Here is an 18303-nt window from a genome sequence, read left to right on the forward strand (position 1 = left end):
ACATGACCACACGAATCTTTGCTTCGGCGGATTTTCTTGCTGGCGGAGAGGGAGGGATTCGAACCCTCGAGGGCTTTGACACCCTACCCGCTTTCCAGGCGAGCGCACTAGACCAACTATGCGACCTCTCCGTATTAAAAGGCCTGCAATTTACACTCTATTTTAGATTTTCAAAAGCATTCTGTTACTGATATATCTTTCCTCAAGCGGTTTTTCAGGGCTTCTCTGTCAAATCCTCTATTTTCCGGTTGCGCTTTAGCGTGATTAAGATTGTCATTCTACGCTCACTTTTTGTAAATTGGCAAAATTGATTTTGCCGCAATCCATTAACCGTGCTGCCAATGACGAAGATTCTCTATGAAGCATTGACCTTTGACGATGTTCTTCTTATCCCTGCATATTCAAGTGTTCTTCCCAAGGAAACGGTTGTTTCAAGCCGGCTCACCAAAACCATTACGCTTAAAATTCCTCTGGTTAGCGCAGCAATGGATACGGTGACAGAGTCAGATCTTGCCATAGCACTTGCCCGTTCAGGCGGTATCGGTATTATCCATAAAAATCTCTCAATAGAGGAGCAGGCTCGCGAAGTGGCCAGGGTCAAGCGGTTTGAAAGCGGCATTATCCGCAACCCCTTCACCCTCTATGAAGATGCAACCATGCAGGATGCTCTTGACCTCATGCTTCGTCACTCCATTTCCGGAATACCGGTGATTGCCCGCCCGAAATTCGAAGGCGACACTTCACAAAAACTTAAAGGGATAGTCACAAACCGGGATCTTCGCATCAAACCGGAACTGGATGCAAAGATCGCGAGCATCATGACCAGCAAAAACCTCATTACCGCCAGAGAGGATGTTGATCTTGAAAAGGCCGAAGAGATCCTGCTTTTCAACAAAATCGAAAAACTGCTCATTACCGACACCGAGGGCAACCTGAAAGGGTTGATCACTTTCAAGGATGTGCAGAAACGCAAACAGTTCCCCAATGCCTGCAAGGACAGTCAGGGTCACCTCCGGGTCGGAGCTGCCGTAGGTATCCGCGAGAACACCCTTGATCGGGTCAAGGCGCTGGTTAATGCCGGTGTTGATGTTGTTGCCGTAGATACCGCACACGGGCACAGCAAGGCGGTGCTTGACACCGTACGCTTGATCAAAAATGCCTACGCCGATCTTCAGGTTATCGCCGGTAATGTCGCCACACCTGAAGCGGTAAGAGACCTGATCGAAGCCGGTGCCGACTGTGTTAAAGTAGGAATAGGACCGGGTAGCATCTGTACCACCCGCATTGTTGCCGGTGTCGGCATGCCTCAGTTGACGGCAATCATAAACTGTGCGGAAGAGGCCGCCAAAACCAATACACCCATCATTGCCGATGGCGGTGTCAAATACAGCGGTGATATAGCCAAAGCCCTTGCTGCCGGAGCAGATTCCGTTATGATCGGAAGTATTTTCGCCGGAACCGATGAGAGTCCGGGGGAGACTATTCTCTATGAAGGACGGAAATTCAAGACCTATCGCGGAATGGGCTCTCTGGGGGCCATGAGCGAACCGGAAGGCAGCAGTGACCGCTACTTTCAGGATGCATCAAAGGAGTCGAAAAAGTATGTACCGGAAGGTATTGAAGGCCGGATTCCATCCAAAGGGCAGCTTGACGAAGTGGTATACCAGTTAATCGGCGGGCTTAAATCGGCAATGGGATACTGCGGAGTCAGGAGTATTGAAGAGCTGAAAACAACCACAAAGTTTGTGCGTATTACCTCTGCCGGCCTCAGGGAGAGCCACCCGCACGATGTCAAAATCACCAAAGAGGCCCCCAACTACTCAACCTCGATGTAACGCTTCCATTTTTTATAGTACCTATATGTCATATGAGTCATATAGGTACTATAAAATTCTTTTCAAAAACTATTATTTATCGTCGCTCATTCCTTCCAGCCGGTCTTCAAGATCGGCATAGATCTCCTGCAGTTCACTGATCATATCCTGATCGGCTTTCCACATTCCCCTGCCGTGGGCTTCAAGCATGCGGCCGACAATATTTTTGATCGCCTGCGGATTCAGGGTTGCAAGGCGCTCCCTCATTTCGGGATCAAGCGCGTAGGTCTCTGCGGTTTTTTTGTAGACCCAGTCATCAACGCTTTTGGTTACCGCATCCCAGCCAAGCATATAGGTCACCCTGTTGCTGATTTCGCCTGCACCGCTGTGGCCATGCTTGAGCATCCCTTCAAACCATTTCGGATTGAGCAGTTTTGAACGGTACTCGATACGCAGCGATTTCTCGGCATCATCAACCTTGATATCGGAGGTGAATGACTCCACATAGTTGAGCTTTATGTCTCCACCCTTTGTATTGCGTCGCCGTGCTGCAAGCTGCAGGGATCCGGATGATGAGAAGTAGTGATCGATATCGGAGATACCGAACTCGGTCGAATCAACCTGGTGGACAACCCGGTCAACCGAACCGAGAAGTTTCTGAAGGATCTCGGTCTCCTTCTCCCCTTTTCTTCCACCGCCGTAGGCACTGCTGTTGCGACGGATAAAGAGATCATCCAGATCGTTTTCGGTCTCCCATGCTGAATCTTCAACCATATCATCAACGTAGGTACCGTAAGCGCCGGGAGACTGGGTAAACTGACGGGCGGTTGCACTGTCAAACTCCACACCGGCAGCAAGCGCTTCATCAACATGTTTTTTGATATAGTTCATCTCATGCGGCTCATCGGCTTTGGCTGCCTCCTTGACAAGGCGGTCAAGCTGGTCCATAAGAAGGCCGAACGCATCACGGAAAATCGGGCTGAGCTGCATAAGCACATCGATTCTCGGACGACCGAGCTTTTCAAGCGGCACCAGACTGTAGTGACTGATTTTGCCGAACGCGTCATAGGCCGGCTCTGCGCCAAGCAGCCTGATAACCACGGCAACTGCCTCACCTTTTGTTTTAATGGTGTCAAGCCCCCAGAGAACCTGGGCTATAGTCTCCGGATAGACGCCATCGTTTTCCTCAAGATGCTTTTTGACGATGCTGTCGGCAATGAGCGTCCCGCGTTTGAATGCAAGTTCAGAGGGAATTCTCCACGGATCAATGGAGTGAATATTGCGCCCCGAAGGGAGCACGCTTACACCGTCACGCACCAGGTCGCCGCCGGGACCTGAAGCGATGTAGCGACCGTCAAGAACCCGCAACAGCGCGCTCATCTCGCCGGTATTATCGCGCAGCGCGTAGAGCAGCTTGCCGCCATCCATGGTAAGCTGATCAATGAAGGGTGCGTATTCAGCCGGAAGCTGGGTGCCGCCGGTAATAGAGGCAAAAGCGCCCGCTGCATTTTTGCGGTCAAAGAATACCTGCTGTACAAAATCGCGGCACGCCTGTTCAATCCACTCGCGCATAATGATCGCCTCTTCATCTCCCTGCCTTGAGCGGAGGCTGACCTCCTCATAACTGCCGTAATGGCCGTTTTTGCCGGATGATTTCATGAGAATAGTGGGCAGGGTCCTGCCATCTTCACCACGATTCTTGAGGGTTTCAGTAATCGTGATAATCTGCGACTCAAGCGGGCTTGCTTCACCGAAAACATGCAGCGAGTTGGAAATAAGCCGATTTTCAAGCTCGGCCACATAGCTGTAGAGCCGGCTGACAAAATCCCCGAACCCCTCCTGTTCCCTTCTCGGGCAGTCATCGGTCAGGTTGAGCAGCTCGGCTTTCTGCATGATAGCCTCTTCAACACCTGAACCATCCATACTCCCCTCATGGACTGTACCCAGAAAGCGCTCGCGATAATCGGCAAGCAGCTCTTTGAGTGCCGGAAGCTCCTTGTAGAGGCCTGCACGGGCCAGTGGCGGCACCACATGGGAGACCATGGTGGCAAGACCGCGCCGTTTTGCAATGGTTGACTCACTGGGGTTGTTAACCGGATAGATGTAGAAATGCGGCACCTCACCCAAAAGAGCGTCAGGCCAGCAGTCACCGGTAAGACCGGTCTGAAGACCCGGCATCCATTCAACGGAGCCGTGCATACCGACATGAACAAGGGCATGAGCTCCAAACTCACGGCTGATCCAGCGGTAGAAGGCGATATACTGATGGTGCGGTGTGTTCTCCTTGTCAAAGAGCAGCCTCATCGGATCACCCTGAACCGCCATGCGGGGCTGTACACCGATGAAAATATTGCCGAACCGCAGGCCCCCGATAAACACATCATCCGTTCCCATGGGGACAATATCACCCGGGAAACCATTCCAGCGCGCCTCAATGCGCTCACGCTCCCGTGAGGAGGTGAGCTCCCTGAATTTTTCCGAATTGACCTTCAGTGCATCAGGCCTGTTCTGCTGAATCTGGTAATCGGTTGACCGGTCAATCGCCTCAAAGAGTGCTTCGGGACTCTCCGGAAGCTGTCCGACATTGTATCCTGCCTTCTTGAGACTCTGGAGAATAGAAAAGAGTGATCTTGGAACGTCAAGCAACGCTGCCGTTCCCTTTTTGCCAAGACCCGGAGGATAGTCATAGACAACAAATGCAAGCTTTTTATCGCGGTTTTCCGCTGCCCTCAGACGGAGCCACTGCTTGGAAAGCAGGGCAAGGCGCTCAAGACGCTCATGAACGGTCTCGATCTTGCCATCCTGCAACGCACCGAGAATAACCGGACAGATTGCTCCATCCATCTCCGGAATGGCGTAGGTAAAGGTCATCTGCATGGGAGAGACACCGAGCTCCTTCCAGGACTCAAACTCCTGGGTCAGGAGCGGCTGGGCAACAATATATGGCGTATCAAGCCTTTCCATGATCTCCTGACGCGCCTCTGCGGCAGTTCCCGGCTTGGTGGAACCCGCCGGCCCTCCGACAAGCCCGAACCCCATCATGTTGATCAGAAGGTCGATTTTCTCCTTGATCAGCCAGTCACGTACAAGCACATGACCCTCTACACCCATGACAAATGCGGGAAACACATGAATTCCCTGTTTTTCAAGCACCCGTATGGTATTATCGATATAGGTCTTTTCCTGGATAAGGTGCTTCCGGAAAAAGAGAATGCTGATTTTCTGCCCCTTGTCGAAGTTTATGCCGCGTTTTTTCGACCAGTTCTTGAAACTCTTGACATCCTTGAAATAGTCAGGCGCATCAGGATGATAGAGTCCCATATTCGGAACATCAACGATCGCACCGACGGTTACCGGCTCATTGAAATATTCACGCAGAATCAGGCGGAACATGTTGGCAATATTCTCCGGAGTCGGCTGCATCCAGTAGGAGTAGACCATGAGCCAGTTCTTGAAATCCTTGGCCTTGTTGGGCACAAGCGGCAGAATGGTGCGCATGATCTTCATGAGCTTCATGTAACCGTAAAGCGCATCTTCATCACGACCCTTGACCAGCATTTTCGCCACCTTTTTCACCATATCCGGCATACCTGCCTTCCCGTCACCAACCGAATAGCTTCCGACTTTGGTAAGCGCCATGGCCTCGGGCATCGACTCAAAAATAAAGATGGTTTTCTCGTTCGTCGCAAGTTCGAGCTGTTTTTTAAACCAGTCAATCTGCTCCTTGAAATTGATCATGCTCATGAAAACACAGTCTGCCTCCTGAATGGCTGTTGCCGCTTCAGGGTACTGCTTTTCAAGATCAATATCACTCAACTGGGTAAGCTCGGCTTCACTGTCAAGTAGTCCCTTGATCTTTCTCCATAGGCCGGCATTGTACTGCTCAAGGCCTACAACTGCGACAATTTTACGACGATTTGACATGGCTGGATGAGGTAGGTGAAATACACATGGTGCGGTAATAATAACTGCATGATACTGCTACCTTAAATGTATGAAAGTAGGGGGATAGTTCCGCATAGGACCTTTCCGGCAGAATAAGCCGGAAAGGTCTTCGGATATCAGAAGCTTGAAACCGCCTCAACGATCTGTTCAGCTTTTGCATTCGGCAAGTAGAAATAACGTCCGCCAAGTTTCTGGGCAAGCTTGGGTGCTTCACCCCTTGAGAGGTAGTTCATCTGGGTATCAATAACAATAGCTGCAACACCATCGGCCTGAATGGAGAGCGACAGGGATTCGATCTCTTTTTCAAGCAGCTCCTTGGATGCCTTTTCAGCGTCCGGTTCAAAGGCTGCCTGAAGCCCTATATTGCCGCGTCCGTCGGTAATCAGCACAAACATCACCTGGGTGACCCCTTTGGTGCGGGCCTGTTTTGCCGTCTCCCATCCGAGATAGAGAGCCGAGGCAAGCGGTGTACCGCCACCTGTCGGAAGCACGTCAAGCTCGCGCTTGGCACGATCGACGCTCTGCGAAGGAGGGAGCAGTACCTGGGCCTGTTTGCCGCGAAACGAGATCAGGGCAACCTGATCACGATGCACGTAGGCATTCTGCAGAAGACTTGCCACTGCACCTTTGGCCTGACGCATGCGGTTCAGCGCCATGGAGCCTGAGGCATCAACCATAAAGATAAAGAGCGTGCCCGACTTGTCGCGGAACCGCTTGATCTTCACGTCATCCTTGGTGATGATAAGGGCTGTTTTCGGCCTTCCTGCCATCTTTTTATCGCGACGGCGGGTCTCCTGCCAGGGGGCGGCTGAAATGAGGGTCGGAATTAGTGCAACCTTTCCGCTGCGCATCTCACCGGGCTGGGATCTTACAAAACGGCCACGCTTGTTGTTCAGCGCTTCACCGCGGCTGCCGGTGGTAGCCTTCTTTTTTGATGCAAGCGAAATATTGAGAATGTTGTCAGGAAGTTCCATTTCGACAGCATCCATCATCAACTCCTCGATCATATCGGGAGTATCCTTCTGCTCCTCCTCGGCTTCGGCATCCGGAGTATCAGCCTGGGAGTTCTCATCCTCGGCTTCCGGATCCTCCGGCGGCGGCTCCTCCTGGGGTGGCATCTCTTCGGCCTCGGCTTCCCTCTCGGGCATCCGGGTGGCACGGGGAATAAGTACCAGCTTGATGGCCAGTTTCATATCCTCATCCTCAACGTCGCTGCGCTGTGCCAGGGCGGCGCTGGCCAGAGCGGCACGAACGGTAAAGATGTCGACACGGTTACCCTCAACGCCAAGACTGATTGCCGTCTGAATCAGTGCCTGCACCTGCTCTTTGGTAATGGAGACATGCGGCAGCTGCTCCCTGGCGGCCTGGATAAAGCCGGTAAGCATGTTGAGCTCATCCTGTGTATCCTCCACATCCCGCTTGCCGAGCACTGTATTGACGATTTTCTTGCGCGCCCGGTAGTCGTTCTGGGCAGTGAACGGGACAATGATCCCTATCCGGTCAAGAAGACCCATGCGGACCTCTCCGTCTGAAGGGTCGTAGGTACCAACCAGCATGAACTTTGCCGGATGAACCTCGCTGAGGCCCTCACGCTCGACAAGCACCTCGCCGCGCGAGATGGCATCCATGATGTGCGACACCGCCGAACTGTCAAGCAGACTGATGGAGTCAACATAGAGCACCCCTCCATTCGCCTTCGAAAGCACACCATGCTGCACAACGCGCACGCCGGTGGCAAGGGTTGCCTCAAGGTCAACACCACCGATAAGGCGGTCTTCGGTGACGTTCAGGGGAAGCTCCACAAAGGGGGTTCCTTCGGGGAGAATATGGGCAAAGGCTCTGGCAATGGTCGATTTTCCCGACCCTACAGCCGAGGGAATCACTACACCGCCAAGAGAAGAATCAACGGCCAGAAGCATAAGCGCCTTCTTGGCCAGATCCATTCCTACAATATCGGTAAAAGCTATCATTATACTGCTTCCGCTTCTCCAAGGACTTTAGCGATCTCGCGATCAATTTTTTCACCGGCATCAAGGGTTTCAAGCGGATCCTTGCGCAGACGGTGGCGCAGACAGAGACCGGCAATCTCCTTGACATGCTTCATGGTTACTACCTTCTGACCGAGGAAAGCTGCGTGGGCATGGGCGGTACGGGTGATGGTGAGCTCACCGCGGTGACCGTCAATGCCGAGGTTCATACAGAGCCTTGCAATATCGGTCAGTACACTGTCATCCATGGTAACTTCAGGAAGCAGCTCTTTTGCCTGCTGGATCTTTTTCTGAAGCTTCTGCTGCTCGCGGTTGTACTTTTTCATAAAAGCGTCCGGATCATCATCGAACTCACGACGGCGCTTGACAATATCAACCCTTTTGGCAACATCAAGAATCGTGATGATGCGGGCATGCAGACCGAAACGGTCGAGAAGCTGCGGGCGGAGCTCGCCCTCTTCAGGGTTACCGGAGCCGACAAGCACAAAGCGTGCAGGGTGGCGGATACTGATACCTTCACGCTCAACCACGTTTTTGCCGCTGGCGGCAACGTCGAGCAGAACGTCAACAAGATGGTCATCAAGCAGGTTGACCTCGTCAATGTAGAGGAACCCGCGATTTGCCTGGGCAAGAAGACCCGGCTCAAACGCCTTTACACCGCTGGTAAGCGCCTGTTCGATATCGATGGTACCGCAAACACGGTCTTCGGTGGCACCAAGCGGAAGGTCTACGACCGGAACCGGAATTTTCTCTGTCTGGAGGGATGCCGGATCTATGGCCGCCTTCCCTTTTTTGTTCTCATCACCCTCAAGATACTGTTCAACCGTACGGTTGTAGGTATCATCCTTGACCCTTTCAATAAAAGGAAGCACTTCAGCAAGAGCCCTCACCGTGGTACTTTTTCCGGTACCCCTGTGACCCATAACCAGTACTCCGCCGATCCTCGGATCAATGATATTGAGGATCAGACTGAGCTTCATCTCCTCCTGACCGACAATAGCAGTAAAAGGAAAGGCAAGACCGGACTTCTTCTTTGCAGCAGAAGGCACTGCTTTTTTCGGTTCCGGAGCCGCAATTACCGTTGAACCCGCCTTAGCTTTTGCCACAGGAGCTTTCTTTGCAGGAGCTTTTTTAGCAGCAGTTTTCGTTCCAGCCTTGTCAGTCTGAGTCATAATTGAAGGTTTGGTTGGTACCCTTGCTCCATGAACCGAGAAGTCATTCACAGAAAAAGGTTTACTGTTTTTTAATGAGTTTTGATAATAAACATTGAATTTATGCTTTTAGAAAGACAATAGAAAATGGTTTTCATAAACGGAGCGGATGCACAGAGTGTTTTTTATCCTGCAGCTCAACTCCGCGTTTTTTTGTGCCATTTATTTATTGGTCACTCCTCCAGCACACTCTCCGCCGCCTCCCTGATTGTCTCCGACAGGGTGGGATGCGCGTGAACCGTTCCGGCGAGAAGCCCGGCCGTAACCTCCAGGCGGCGGGCAAGCGTCAGCTCCCCGATCAGCTCAACCGCTCCGTGCCCGATCAGGTGGGCACCGAGCAGACGATCATCGGCGGCATTGAACACCAGCTTCACCAGCCCTTCAAGATTTCCATAAGCATTGGCCTTGCCGGATGCGGCAAACATCGAACGGCCAACCTTGACACGGTAACCGCGCTCTTCAGCCTGCTTTTCACCGAGACCGATAGAGGCAACCGACGGCTCGGCGTAGACACAGCGCGGGATCATCGAATCCTCAAGCGGCTCCGGCGCTCCTCCCTTCATGACCTCAATGGCAATGGCCGCTTCAGCCGAAGCCTTGTGCGCAAGCAGCATGCCGCCACGGACATCACCGATAGCGAAAATATGAGCGGCGGCTGTCCGGCAGAGCGAGTCTGTCACCACAAATCCCCGTGCACTCTCCACTCCGGCATGCTCAAGGCCGAGATCGGCGCAATTACCGGTCACCCCTATAGCAACCAGAAGATAGTCTGCACTGAGCGGTTGCGGCTCCTGGCCGTCAACCGTAAGGAAAGCGGAAACACCCTCTCCGGTTGCCTTGACACCCTCAAGTTTCGCTCCGGTAGCGACCGTGATCCCTGCTTTCTGAAAAGAACGCAAAAGCACTGCCGAGATCTCTTCATCTTCAAGCGGCAGGAGTCGCGGCATCATCTCCACAAGAGTCACCGCAGTTCCGGCCATGGCATAGAACCATGCCAGCTCAACACCGATAGCACCGCCGCCGACCACAATCATGGAGCCGGGCAGCGATTTCATGGCAAGCGCCTCACGGCTGGTAATAATACGGTTGCCGTCCGGCTCAAGACCCGGAAAGAGGCGGGGCTGTGAACCGGATGCAATAATGATATGACGGGCAGAAACGCTGCGGACTCGCGTACCCTCACGATAAACGTCAAGATCGTTCGGCGAGCTGAAGCGCGCTTCACCCTGCAGCACCTCAACCTCACTACGGCGAAGCATGTAAGCAACTCCTTTCGACATTTTCAGCGCTACATTGCGGCTCCGTTTTATCGCTTCGGCGAGATCAATCGAGGCCTCTTTCACCGAAAGACCAAAGGTGCCGGGATTTTTAAGCGACTCAAACAGTTCAGCGCTCTTCAGCAGTGCTTTGGTAGGAATGCAGCCCCAGTTGATGCAGACTCCGCCGAGAGCTGCTTTTTCAATGATGCAGACCTTCATGCCGGCCTTTGCCCCGCGAAGAGCTGCTTCATAACCGCCGGGACCGGAACCGATTACAGCCAGGTCTACCCTCAGAACCTCCGCTTCAGGCAACTGTTGCGTTGAATGCATAGAAGATGTGGTATGGTTTTAGTATACTTGTGGACACTTCAGTAAATCTGCCGCGCCGGATCTACAGGCAATTTCCGCGGCAGTCAGGAGCACCGTTTATTGTAACAGGCATTACCGCAGGGCGCGTTCAAGTTTCACAAAATGCAAAATCAGCCGATAAAAAACGAATCCACAGAGCCGGATCCACTCCCGCTTGAACCGAAAAAGCTTACCCTGCAGGTAAGCCGTGTCCAGACGCCGATGCGCATCGACCAGTATCTGACCCGGCAGGTTGAAAACGCGACACGCAACAAGGTACAGGAGGCCATTGAAGAGGGACGGGTGCTGGTCAATGAAAAGAGGGTCAAATCGAACTACCGTATCAAGTCATGCGACACCATCCAGATCACCTTTCTGCGCCCTCCTGCTCCTGAACTGGCACCCGAAGATATCCCGATCGATATTATCTATGAAGATGAGGATCTCATGGTCATCAACAAAAAGCCCGGGATGGTGGTCCATCCGGCCTTCGGCAACTGGACCGGCACACTGGCAAACGCCATCCTCCACCACATCGGCATCGGGGCTGAAGAGCTTGACAAATCATCGCTCCGCCCGGGTATCGTGCACCGGCTCGACAAGAACACCTCGGGGCTCATCATTGTAGCAAAAAATCCCGTTGCCCTTCACCGTCTTGCCCGCCAGTTTGCCGACCGGCAGGTTGTGAAAATCTACAAGGCTATTGTCTGGGGCGTGCCTGCAGAGCAATCCGGCACCATAACAACCAATATCGGACGCTCGAAAAAGGAGCGGAAGGTTATGGCAAACTTTCCCTATGAAGGAAAAGATGGAAAAACAGCAATCACCGACTATTCGGTTACGGAAAACCTCCACTGGTTTTCCCTGCTCTCGCTGACGCTCCACACCGGCAGAACCCATCAGATCAGGGCTCACATGCAGCACCTCGGCCACCAGATTCTCGGTGACGAAACCTATGGCGGAGCAGCGCTCCGCACCCTCCCGTTCAGCCGGAGTGAAGGGTTCGTCCGGAACCTGCTCGAACTCCTCCCCCGCCAGGCCCTGCACGCGGCAACACTCTCCTTTCACCAGCCGACCACCCGTGAGCCGCTCTCCTTCACCGCCCCGCTGCCCGAAGACATGCAGAGTGCAATTGAAAAAATCAGGGCGGTTGTGGAAGCAAACTCCCGCTGAGGCCGTTTGTATTTTTTCGCCGATAAGGCTATTCTTTCCTTACTGCCGCCCCGCTCTTTTGCGGGCGTAATCAATCCCGGCCGCTCACTGCGCTCTTTGAGCAGAACGCCCCTGAAGCTGTGAAAACAGCAACACTCGATGAACGGACGGCTTAACCACTTTAAGACCTGTACGACAATAATGACACTACGCTGCTCGCTCGTCCGCCTCGCAACCCTGCTGCTGCTCATCGCGGCGACACACTCCTCTCTTGAAGCCGCAGCGCCGAAAGAGGATGTTTTCTCCTCTCTCGAACAGAATCTGGTTGAGGAGTACTACGGAAAAAAAGTTGCCGACCCCTTCCGCTCCTTTGAAAATACCGGCGATCCGCTGGTGCAGAAGTGGTTCAGAGTACAGTCGGAAACCTCCCGGAAAACGCTGCAAAGCATCCCCGGCAGGAGCACGCTCGTTGAAAAAATGCATGAGTTCGACAGCCGTCGTTCATCAAAAGTCTACAACCTCTCCATTACCGACAACGACCGCTACTTCTATCTGAAGGAGAGGCCGGAGGATGAAACCGGCAGACTCTACTGTCGCGACCGGTTTGAGGGAAAGGAGCGCCTGCTCTTTGATGCCCGGAAATACTTTGCAAAAAGCGGAAAAGAGTATGTAATCAGCGCACTCTACCCCTCCAATGACGGCTCAAAGGTGGCCATTGCCGTCTCGGCCAACGGCTCCGAGAACAGCATCCTCCACATCATGGATGTTGGTGCAAAAAAACTCTACCCCGAAAAAATCGATCGCTGCAGGTTTGCCTCCCCCTCATGGCTGCCGGATAACAGCAGCTTTCTTTATAATCGCCTGCGGACGGTTACACAATCCGGCCAGAACCCCCAGAGCGACAGCAAAACCATGCTCCACCGGATCGGGAGCAACCCCGCCATCGACCGGGAGATATTATCGCGCACGCTCAATCCGGAACTGCAAATCAGGAGCGAGGAGATCCCCGCTGTTGAGTATGAAGACAAAAGCGGCTACCTTTTTGCCAATGTCTCAAGCGTGGAACGGCGGCTCACCATCTACTATGCCCCGGTCTCCGAATTAGCAAAAAAGAAAATCAGCTGGAAGAGTCTCTTTCAGCCTTCGGATGAAATTCATGATTTTGCCGTCACCAAAAACGACCTCTACCTTTACACCCCAAAAAAAGCCCACCGGTTCACCGTGCTAAAAACTTCGCTGAGCAATCCCGACATTCAGCATGCTGAAACGGTTGTGCCCGAAGACTCCACCGCTATGCTCACCTCATTTGCCCTCAGCAGTGATGCGATCTACTTCACACACTCACGCAACGGTGTCGAGGCCGGGCTTTTCCGCAAGGAGTTTACTCCGGGTGCTGCACCAGAGGAACTGGAACTCCCCTTCAAAACGGGTACCATCCATCTCTCATCAAAAGGGTTCCGCTTCCCCGATCTCTGGGTGATCATTGCCGGATGGAGCCACAACAGCAGCCGCTACCGCTTCGACAGTGTAAAACATGAGTTCCGCAAAGAGACACTCTCCTCTCCTGCAGAGTACCCCGAGTACAGTGATCTTGTGGTTGAAGAGCTGATGGTTCCCTCACACGACGGTGTCAGGGTTCCGCTCTCCGTGATCTACCGCAAAGGGATGGCACGAGACGGAAAAAATCCTGCATTGATCTATGGATACGGTGCATACGGCAGGTCCATAACCCCCTTTTTCAGTCCCGATATGCTGCTCTGGACCACACGGGGAGGGGTACTTGCCTTTGCCCATGTCAGAGGAGGCGGAGAGCTTGGCAACCAGTGGCACACCGACGGAATGAAAACCACCAAACCCAACTCATGGAAAGACCTGATCAGTTGTGCAGAGTTTCTTAAAGACGAAGGCTATACCGGCGCCGGAAAAATCGCCATCAACGGAGCCAGTGCAGGGGGAATTCTTGTAGGAAAAGCCATGACCGAACGACCTGATCTTTTTACCGCCGTGATTGCACAGGTCGGGGCATTGAACCCGCTGAGGGGAGAGGAGACTCCCAACGGCCCGGTCAACGTACCGGAGTTCGGTACCATCAAAAATCCGGAGGAGTGTATGGCTCTCATCGAGATGGACCCCTATCTCAGCATCAAAAATCGTGTCGCCTACCCTGCAGCGCTTGTCACCACCGGACTGAACGACCCGAGAGTAGCGGCATGGCAGCCGGGAAAGTTTGCCGCACGAATGCAAAAGGCAACACGTTCAGGCAAACCGGTACTCTTTTTTGCCGACGATAAAGCCGGTCACGGCATGGGTAACACCAAAACACGGGAGTTTGAAACTCTGGCTGATGTTCTCAGTTTCGCCCTCTGGCAGACCGGCCATCCGGAATTTCAGGTTAAATGAGCTACACCAGCCCCTTGAGCCAGCGCTGCCGCTTCCCCTCCTCAAACCGTTCAATGGCGTAGCGCAGCATCACTCTCGGCATCCTGCTATAGTGCACCTGCAGAAAAGCCTCCTCTGCGGGCTGATCCCGCTTGCCGACCTCCCGGAGCATCCATCCTGCGGCCTTGTGAATCAGCTCTTCCCGGTCGTTGAGCAGCATCCCTGCTATCGCAAGGGTATCGTGAAACTCATTCCGGCGGATAAAATGAAAGGTTGAGACAATGGCAATCCTGCGCTCCCAGAGGCTCTCCGAAACAGCAAGCCGGTAGAGTGGTGCCCGGTCACGATTTCGCAAAAAAGAGCCGACGATGTGCTCCGCCGAAATATCAACCAGGTCCCAGTTGTTGATGCGACGGGTATTGGCCAGATAGCTGTTGTAGATCCGCTCCTGCTCAACACCGTCAGCCCTGCGAAAACGGCGGATCAGCAGAAGAAGGGCAAGCAGACGGTCTTCATGAAAGGCTGAATGTAGCAGACGGATCACCTCCTCCGGAGGCAGGTTGTCCAGCCCGGAGGCAAGCTTTCTCAACACAGGAACCCGGATACCGCGAAAGAGGTCACCTTCTCCATACTCGCCAGGCCCTGTCCTGAAAAACCTCAGGGCAAAGCGAGCCGCCTCGGGGTTGCCCAGCACTTCAAGCCGGGCAGATATGGCTTCAGCAGTTAACATATTCTGCTTTTTCTGTTACAGTCACCACTCTACATCATCGTGAGCAGCTTAAAAAACCTTCACCGCGCAGTACATGGTGTCCATGATGTCCATCTCGTCCATCTCGTCCATGTCGTCCAGACAAACCGAACACCCACCGCCCAACGAAGTAATCGCATCGCGCAACAGATGTAGAGGGGTGATCTCAGGCCAGTTCCGCCAACTCTGTCCACCTGGCCATCTCCCTCTCAAGCTGCTTCTGAAGCGCCTGCAGTTCGGTTCCCAGCTTCTGCTGCAGCTCAAAATCACTTCCTGCTGCGGCAAGTTTGGCGGCTATCTCCGACTGCCGGGTTTCGCCCTCATGAATGGAGGTTTCAAGCTGTTCGAGTTCACGTTTCTCCTTGCTGCCGAGCCTGCTCTGCTTCGGCTTTGCCGATACCACCGGGAGAATCTTCTGCTGCTCTTTCGATCCTGATTTCCTGTCGTCCTTCTCCTTCTCCGCCAGAGCGGCCTTCATGTCAAGATAGACGGTATAGTTGCCGGGGTAGCGGCGTACCGTGCCATTGGCTTCATAGGCAAAGATATACTCGACCGTACGGTCAAGAAAATAGCGGTCATGACTGACAACCATAAGGCATCCCTGGTAGCTGTCGAGGTAGTCCTCAAGCACCCGAAGCGTGGGAATATCAAGATCGTTGGTCGGCTCGTCAAGCAGCAGCACATTGGGAGAGCCGATAAGCTGCCTGAGCAGGTAGAGCCTGCGGCGCTCTCCGCCTGAGAGCGTGCTGATGTAACTGTACTGGGTTGAGGGGGCAAAAAGAAAACGCTCAAGCATTCTGGCCGCCGAAAAGACCGTTCCGTCCTTCAGCTTGATCTGCTCGGCCTCCTCCTGAATAAACTCAATAACCCGCTTGCTGTCATCCAGTCCCCGGCTCTGCTGATCGTAATAGCCGATGTTGACGGTCTTGCCGATATCGATATGGCCGCTGTCGGGCTTGACGCGCCCGGTAATCATATCAAAAAGGGTTGTTTTGCCCGAACCGTTCGGGCCGATAATACCGATGCGGTCTCCCTTCTGGAGATGGTATTCAAATTCGTGCAGAAGGAGTTTGTCGCCATATGATTTCGAAACCTTGTGAAACTCGATGATCTTGTCGCCAAGCCGTCCGGCGCCGAAACCGATTTCAAGCTCTTTCTGCTTCTCCTTTTTCGGAGCGTATACAAGTGTCTCGGCACGCAGCATGCGGGCCTTCTGCTTGGTGGTGCGGGCCTTGCAGCCGCTGCGCATCCAGTCAAGCTCCTGGCGCACAAGGGCCTGTCGTTTGCGGTCATCGCGGATCGCCTGCTCCTCCTGCTCGGCTTTCTGCTGCAGATAGCTCGAATATCCGCCGGTGTAGGTTGTGGCGGTAAAACCGTCAAGCTCAAGCATGCGTGTCGCCACACGATCAAGAAAGTATCGGTCGTGGGTTATCAGCAGCACAGCGCCCTGATAGCGGCGGATATACTGCTCCAGCCACTCAACACTGTCAGCATCAAGATGGTTGGTCGGTTCATCAAGTATCAGCCCGTCACTGGGCACAACAAGAGCGTGAGCAAGCGCTACCCGTTTTCGCTGACCGCCGGAAAGGGTGCCCATTTTAGCCTCCAGGTCGTAAAGACCAAGCTTGCCAAGCACCGTTTTTGCGTTCGACTCCAGCTCCCATGCTCCGCATACATCAAGTTCATGGGCAAGCTTGCTCATACGGTCTATCAGCGAGGGATCCTCACTGTGTTTTGTCTCAAGCTCCTTGCAGACCACCTCATACTCATAGATAAGATCCATGACCTTGTCGCTCGATTTCAGAATGGCTTCGAGCACCGTATCATCCGGATCAAACGGAGAGTCCTGCGGGAGATAGGCAATCCTTTTCTGGTTTGCCACCATCACCTTGCCTTTATCGGGAGTTTCCACCCCGGCAAGAATTTTCAGCAGCGTACTCTTTCCGCTGCCGTTCGCTCCGATAATCCCTATCTTGTCGCGGTCATCTATACCGAATGAGACATCGCTGAACAGATGTTTCAAACCATACTTTTTCTGTAATCCTTCTACTGTTAAGAGCACCATACCTTTTCACCGTTCCTTATATTATCATTGCGGCATCGCTACACATCTATAGTGTCGCCTTATTATCTTGCAAAGGGTGGAATATAACCAATGCTTTCAGTTTTGTGTCCATGTAATTCTCCCCCTCCTCCCGCCCGGACTGCCGTCAGCTGATGGAGGATCACCATCCCTGATTTTTCCTGTTTCCTGTTCTCTGTTTTTTTTATCAACTTCGCAATACATCATACATTCCGTAAACCTCCCCTGAAAAAGAATTGAACCACTATGAGTGAACTGGAAAAATCACTGGCCTGGGCCAATCTTCCCGTACCGGAGGTACTGCGCCAGCTTCCGTTCAGCCAGCAGCAGCAGGTGGTCTCCTGGGCTGAGACGCTGGTCAGCCACAAGACCGACGGTTTTGAAGAGCTCTATAACGCCATAGGGATGATCGTCAAGTATATCCCGAATTTTATGGTCATTCCGCTCATGGTTGAACATATCAAACCGCGAATTGCCGCAGCAGTATGCAGCAAGATGGGAGTTGACCAGGCCGTTGGCTATGCCAATGACCTGCCGTTAGAGTACTTCAATGAAGTTTCAATGCATCTTGACGCGCCGGTTATGGCAGAGATTCTCGGGAAAATGAAAAAAAACAGTGCCGAAAAATTCATTCTCAGCGAACTCAAAAGCCGTCTCGACCGAATGCTCGACATCGCACAGCATCTTGAGAAGCGCATGCTCGAAGTCGTTGCAAAGCATGTTACGCTTCCCGAAAACGATGAGGAACTCCTCAGTCACCCCCGTAAGCCGGTTATTGATAAAATAAGGGCTTTGCAGTAGAAACAGCAACGCCGTGAAAAGATACCCTCTCTTCACGGCTTCGATAACCCGTAACGATCTCTGTTGACAACCAGTCGGCTCTACTGTGCTGAAACCGCAGTTTCACATTGTGACATCATATAGGCAACCGCATCGGAACACTGCGCTAAAGTCAAGGATTCCAGTCCTCCCTTTGCCGGCATATTGTTAATACCATTGATAACGTGCTTTACCAGCGAATCCATACCCTGCGCCATCCTCGGCTGCCACTCCACAATATTGCATACTTTCGGAGCATTCATCACGCCACTGTCGTGACAGAGTGCACATGCCCGATTATAGGTCTCCTTGCCAGCTGCAATATTGTATTTCGTTGACAACATTGCCGTCGTCATCTCCTGAGCCTCTGCCTGCCGGGCAAACCCGATACAGCCCAATAGTAACGTCATAACTCTGATTACCCTCTTCATCATCTCTCCTCCCCGTTTTTTGTTCATGGTTACCACTAAAAAAAGGGGGCCCGTATATTTCAGGATTTATCCTGAATTATTCACGAAGGCAATAAAAAAAGGTGGCATAAAATACCGCAATTGCTT

The 18303-nt window shown here is 52.9% G+C and carries 11 protein-coding genes and 1 tRNA gene; 4 read left to right on the forward strand and 8 right to left on the reverse strand.

The features are described from left to right. Nucleotides 1-40: 40 nt before the first annotated feature. Nucleotides 41-131, reverse strand: a tRNA-Ser gene (locus BOO20_RS00895). Nucleotides 132-341: 210 nt separating this feature from the next. Here BOO20_RS00895 and guaB point away from each other — a divergent pair. Beyond that, nucleotides 342-1835: an IMP dehydrogenase gene (gene guaB, locus BOO20_RS00900; RefSeq protein ID WP_076789403.1), complete on the forward strand. Its 1494-nt coding sequence runs from the start codon at nt 342-344 to the stop codon at nt 1833-1835. 72 nt (nt 1836-1907) lie between these two features. Here guaB and bchH read toward each other — a convergent pair whose 3' ends face one another. From bchH to lpdA, 4 genes are all read right to left on the reverse strand, one after another. Beyond that, complete coding sequence (bchH, locus tag BOO20_RS00905; RefSeq protein ID WP_076789405.1) at nt 1908-5738, reverse strand: magnesium chelatase subunit H; 3831 nt, start codon at nt 5736-5738, stop codon at nt 1908-1910. Nucleotides 5739-5875: 137 nt separating this feature from the next. Further along, a complete protein-coding gene (bchD, locus tag BOO20_RS00910) occupies nt 5876-7729 on the reverse strand; it encodes a magnesium chelatase ATPase subunit D (RefSeq protein WP_076789408.1) in 1854 nt (617 codons plus the stop codon). After that, nucleotides 7729-8919, reverse strand: coding sequence for a magnesium chelatase ATPase subunit I (gene bchI / locus BOO20_RS00915; RefSeq protein ID WP_076789411.1), 1191 nt, complete (start codon nt 8917-8919; stop codon nt 7729-7731). Before bchI ends, bchD begins: the two co-directional genes overlap by 1 nt. Nucleotides 8920-9131: 212 nt before the next feature. After that, nucleotides 9132-10547, reverse strand: a complete 1416-nt coding sequence (gene lpdA / locus BOO20_RS00920; protein WP_076789414.1) for a dihydrolipoyl dehydrogenase — start codon at nt 10545-10547, stop codon at nt 9132-9134. Nucleotides 10548-10688: 141 nt separating this feature from the next. Between lpdA and BOO20_RS00925 the strand changes: the two genes are divergently transcribed. Together BOO20_RS00925 and BOO20_RS00930 are read left to right on the forward strand one after the other, a co-directional pair. Then, the gene (locus tag BOO20_RS00925; RefSeq protein WP_076789417.1) at nt 10689-11738 is read left to right on the forward strand and encodes an RluA family pseudouridine synthase; all 1050 of its coding nucleotides are present in this window, start codon (nt 10689-10691) and stop codon (nt 11736-11738) included. 180 nt (nt 11739-11918) lie between these two features. Beyond that, a complete protein-coding gene (locus BOO20_RS00930; RefSeq protein WP_076789420.1) occupies nt 11919-14117 on the forward strand; it encodes a prolyl oligopeptidase family serine peptidase in 2199 nt (732 codons plus the stop codon). 1 nt (nt 14118) lies between these two features. Here BOO20_RS00930 and BOO20_RS00935 read toward each other — a convergent pair whose 3' ends face one another. Both BOO20_RS00935 and BOO20_RS00940 read right to left on the reverse strand, forming a co-directional pair. Beyond that, a complete protein-coding gene (locus BOO20_RS00935) occupies nt 14119-14826 on the reverse strand; it encodes a DNA alkylation repair protein (RefSeq protein WP_076789423.1) in 708 nt (235 codons plus the stop codon). 184 nt (nt 14827-15010) lie between these two features. Beyond that, a complete protein-coding gene (locus tag BOO20_RS00940; RefSeq protein ID WP_076789428.1) occupies nt 15011-16909 on the reverse strand; it encodes an ABC-F family ATP-binding cassette domain-containing protein in 1899 nt (632 codons plus the stop codon). 264 nt (nt 16910-17173) lie between these two features. On the opposite strand from BOO20_RS00940, the gene BOO20_RS00945 reads away from it, so the two are divergent. Further along, a complete protein-coding gene (locus tag BOO20_RS00945) occupies nt 17174-17728 on the forward strand; it encodes a hypothetical protein (RefSeq protein ID WP_076789431.1) in 555 nt (184 codons plus the stop codon). A gap of 80 nt (nt 17729-17808) precedes the next feature. Here BOO20_RS00945 and BOO20_RS00950 read toward each other — a convergent pair whose 3' ends face one another. Further along, nucleotides 17809-18204, reverse strand: a complete 396-nt coding sequence (locus BOO20_RS00950; RefSeq protein ID WP_233120841.1) for a cytochrome c5 family protein — start codon at nt 18202-18204, stop codon at nt 17809-17811. Between the last annotated feature and the right edge of the window lie 99 nt (nt 18205-18303).

Origin of the sequence: Chlorobium sp. KB01, from assembly GCF_001975465.1 — a bacterium.
GTDB lineage: Bacteria > Bacteroidota > Chlorobiia > Chlorobiales > Chlorobiaceae > Chlorobium.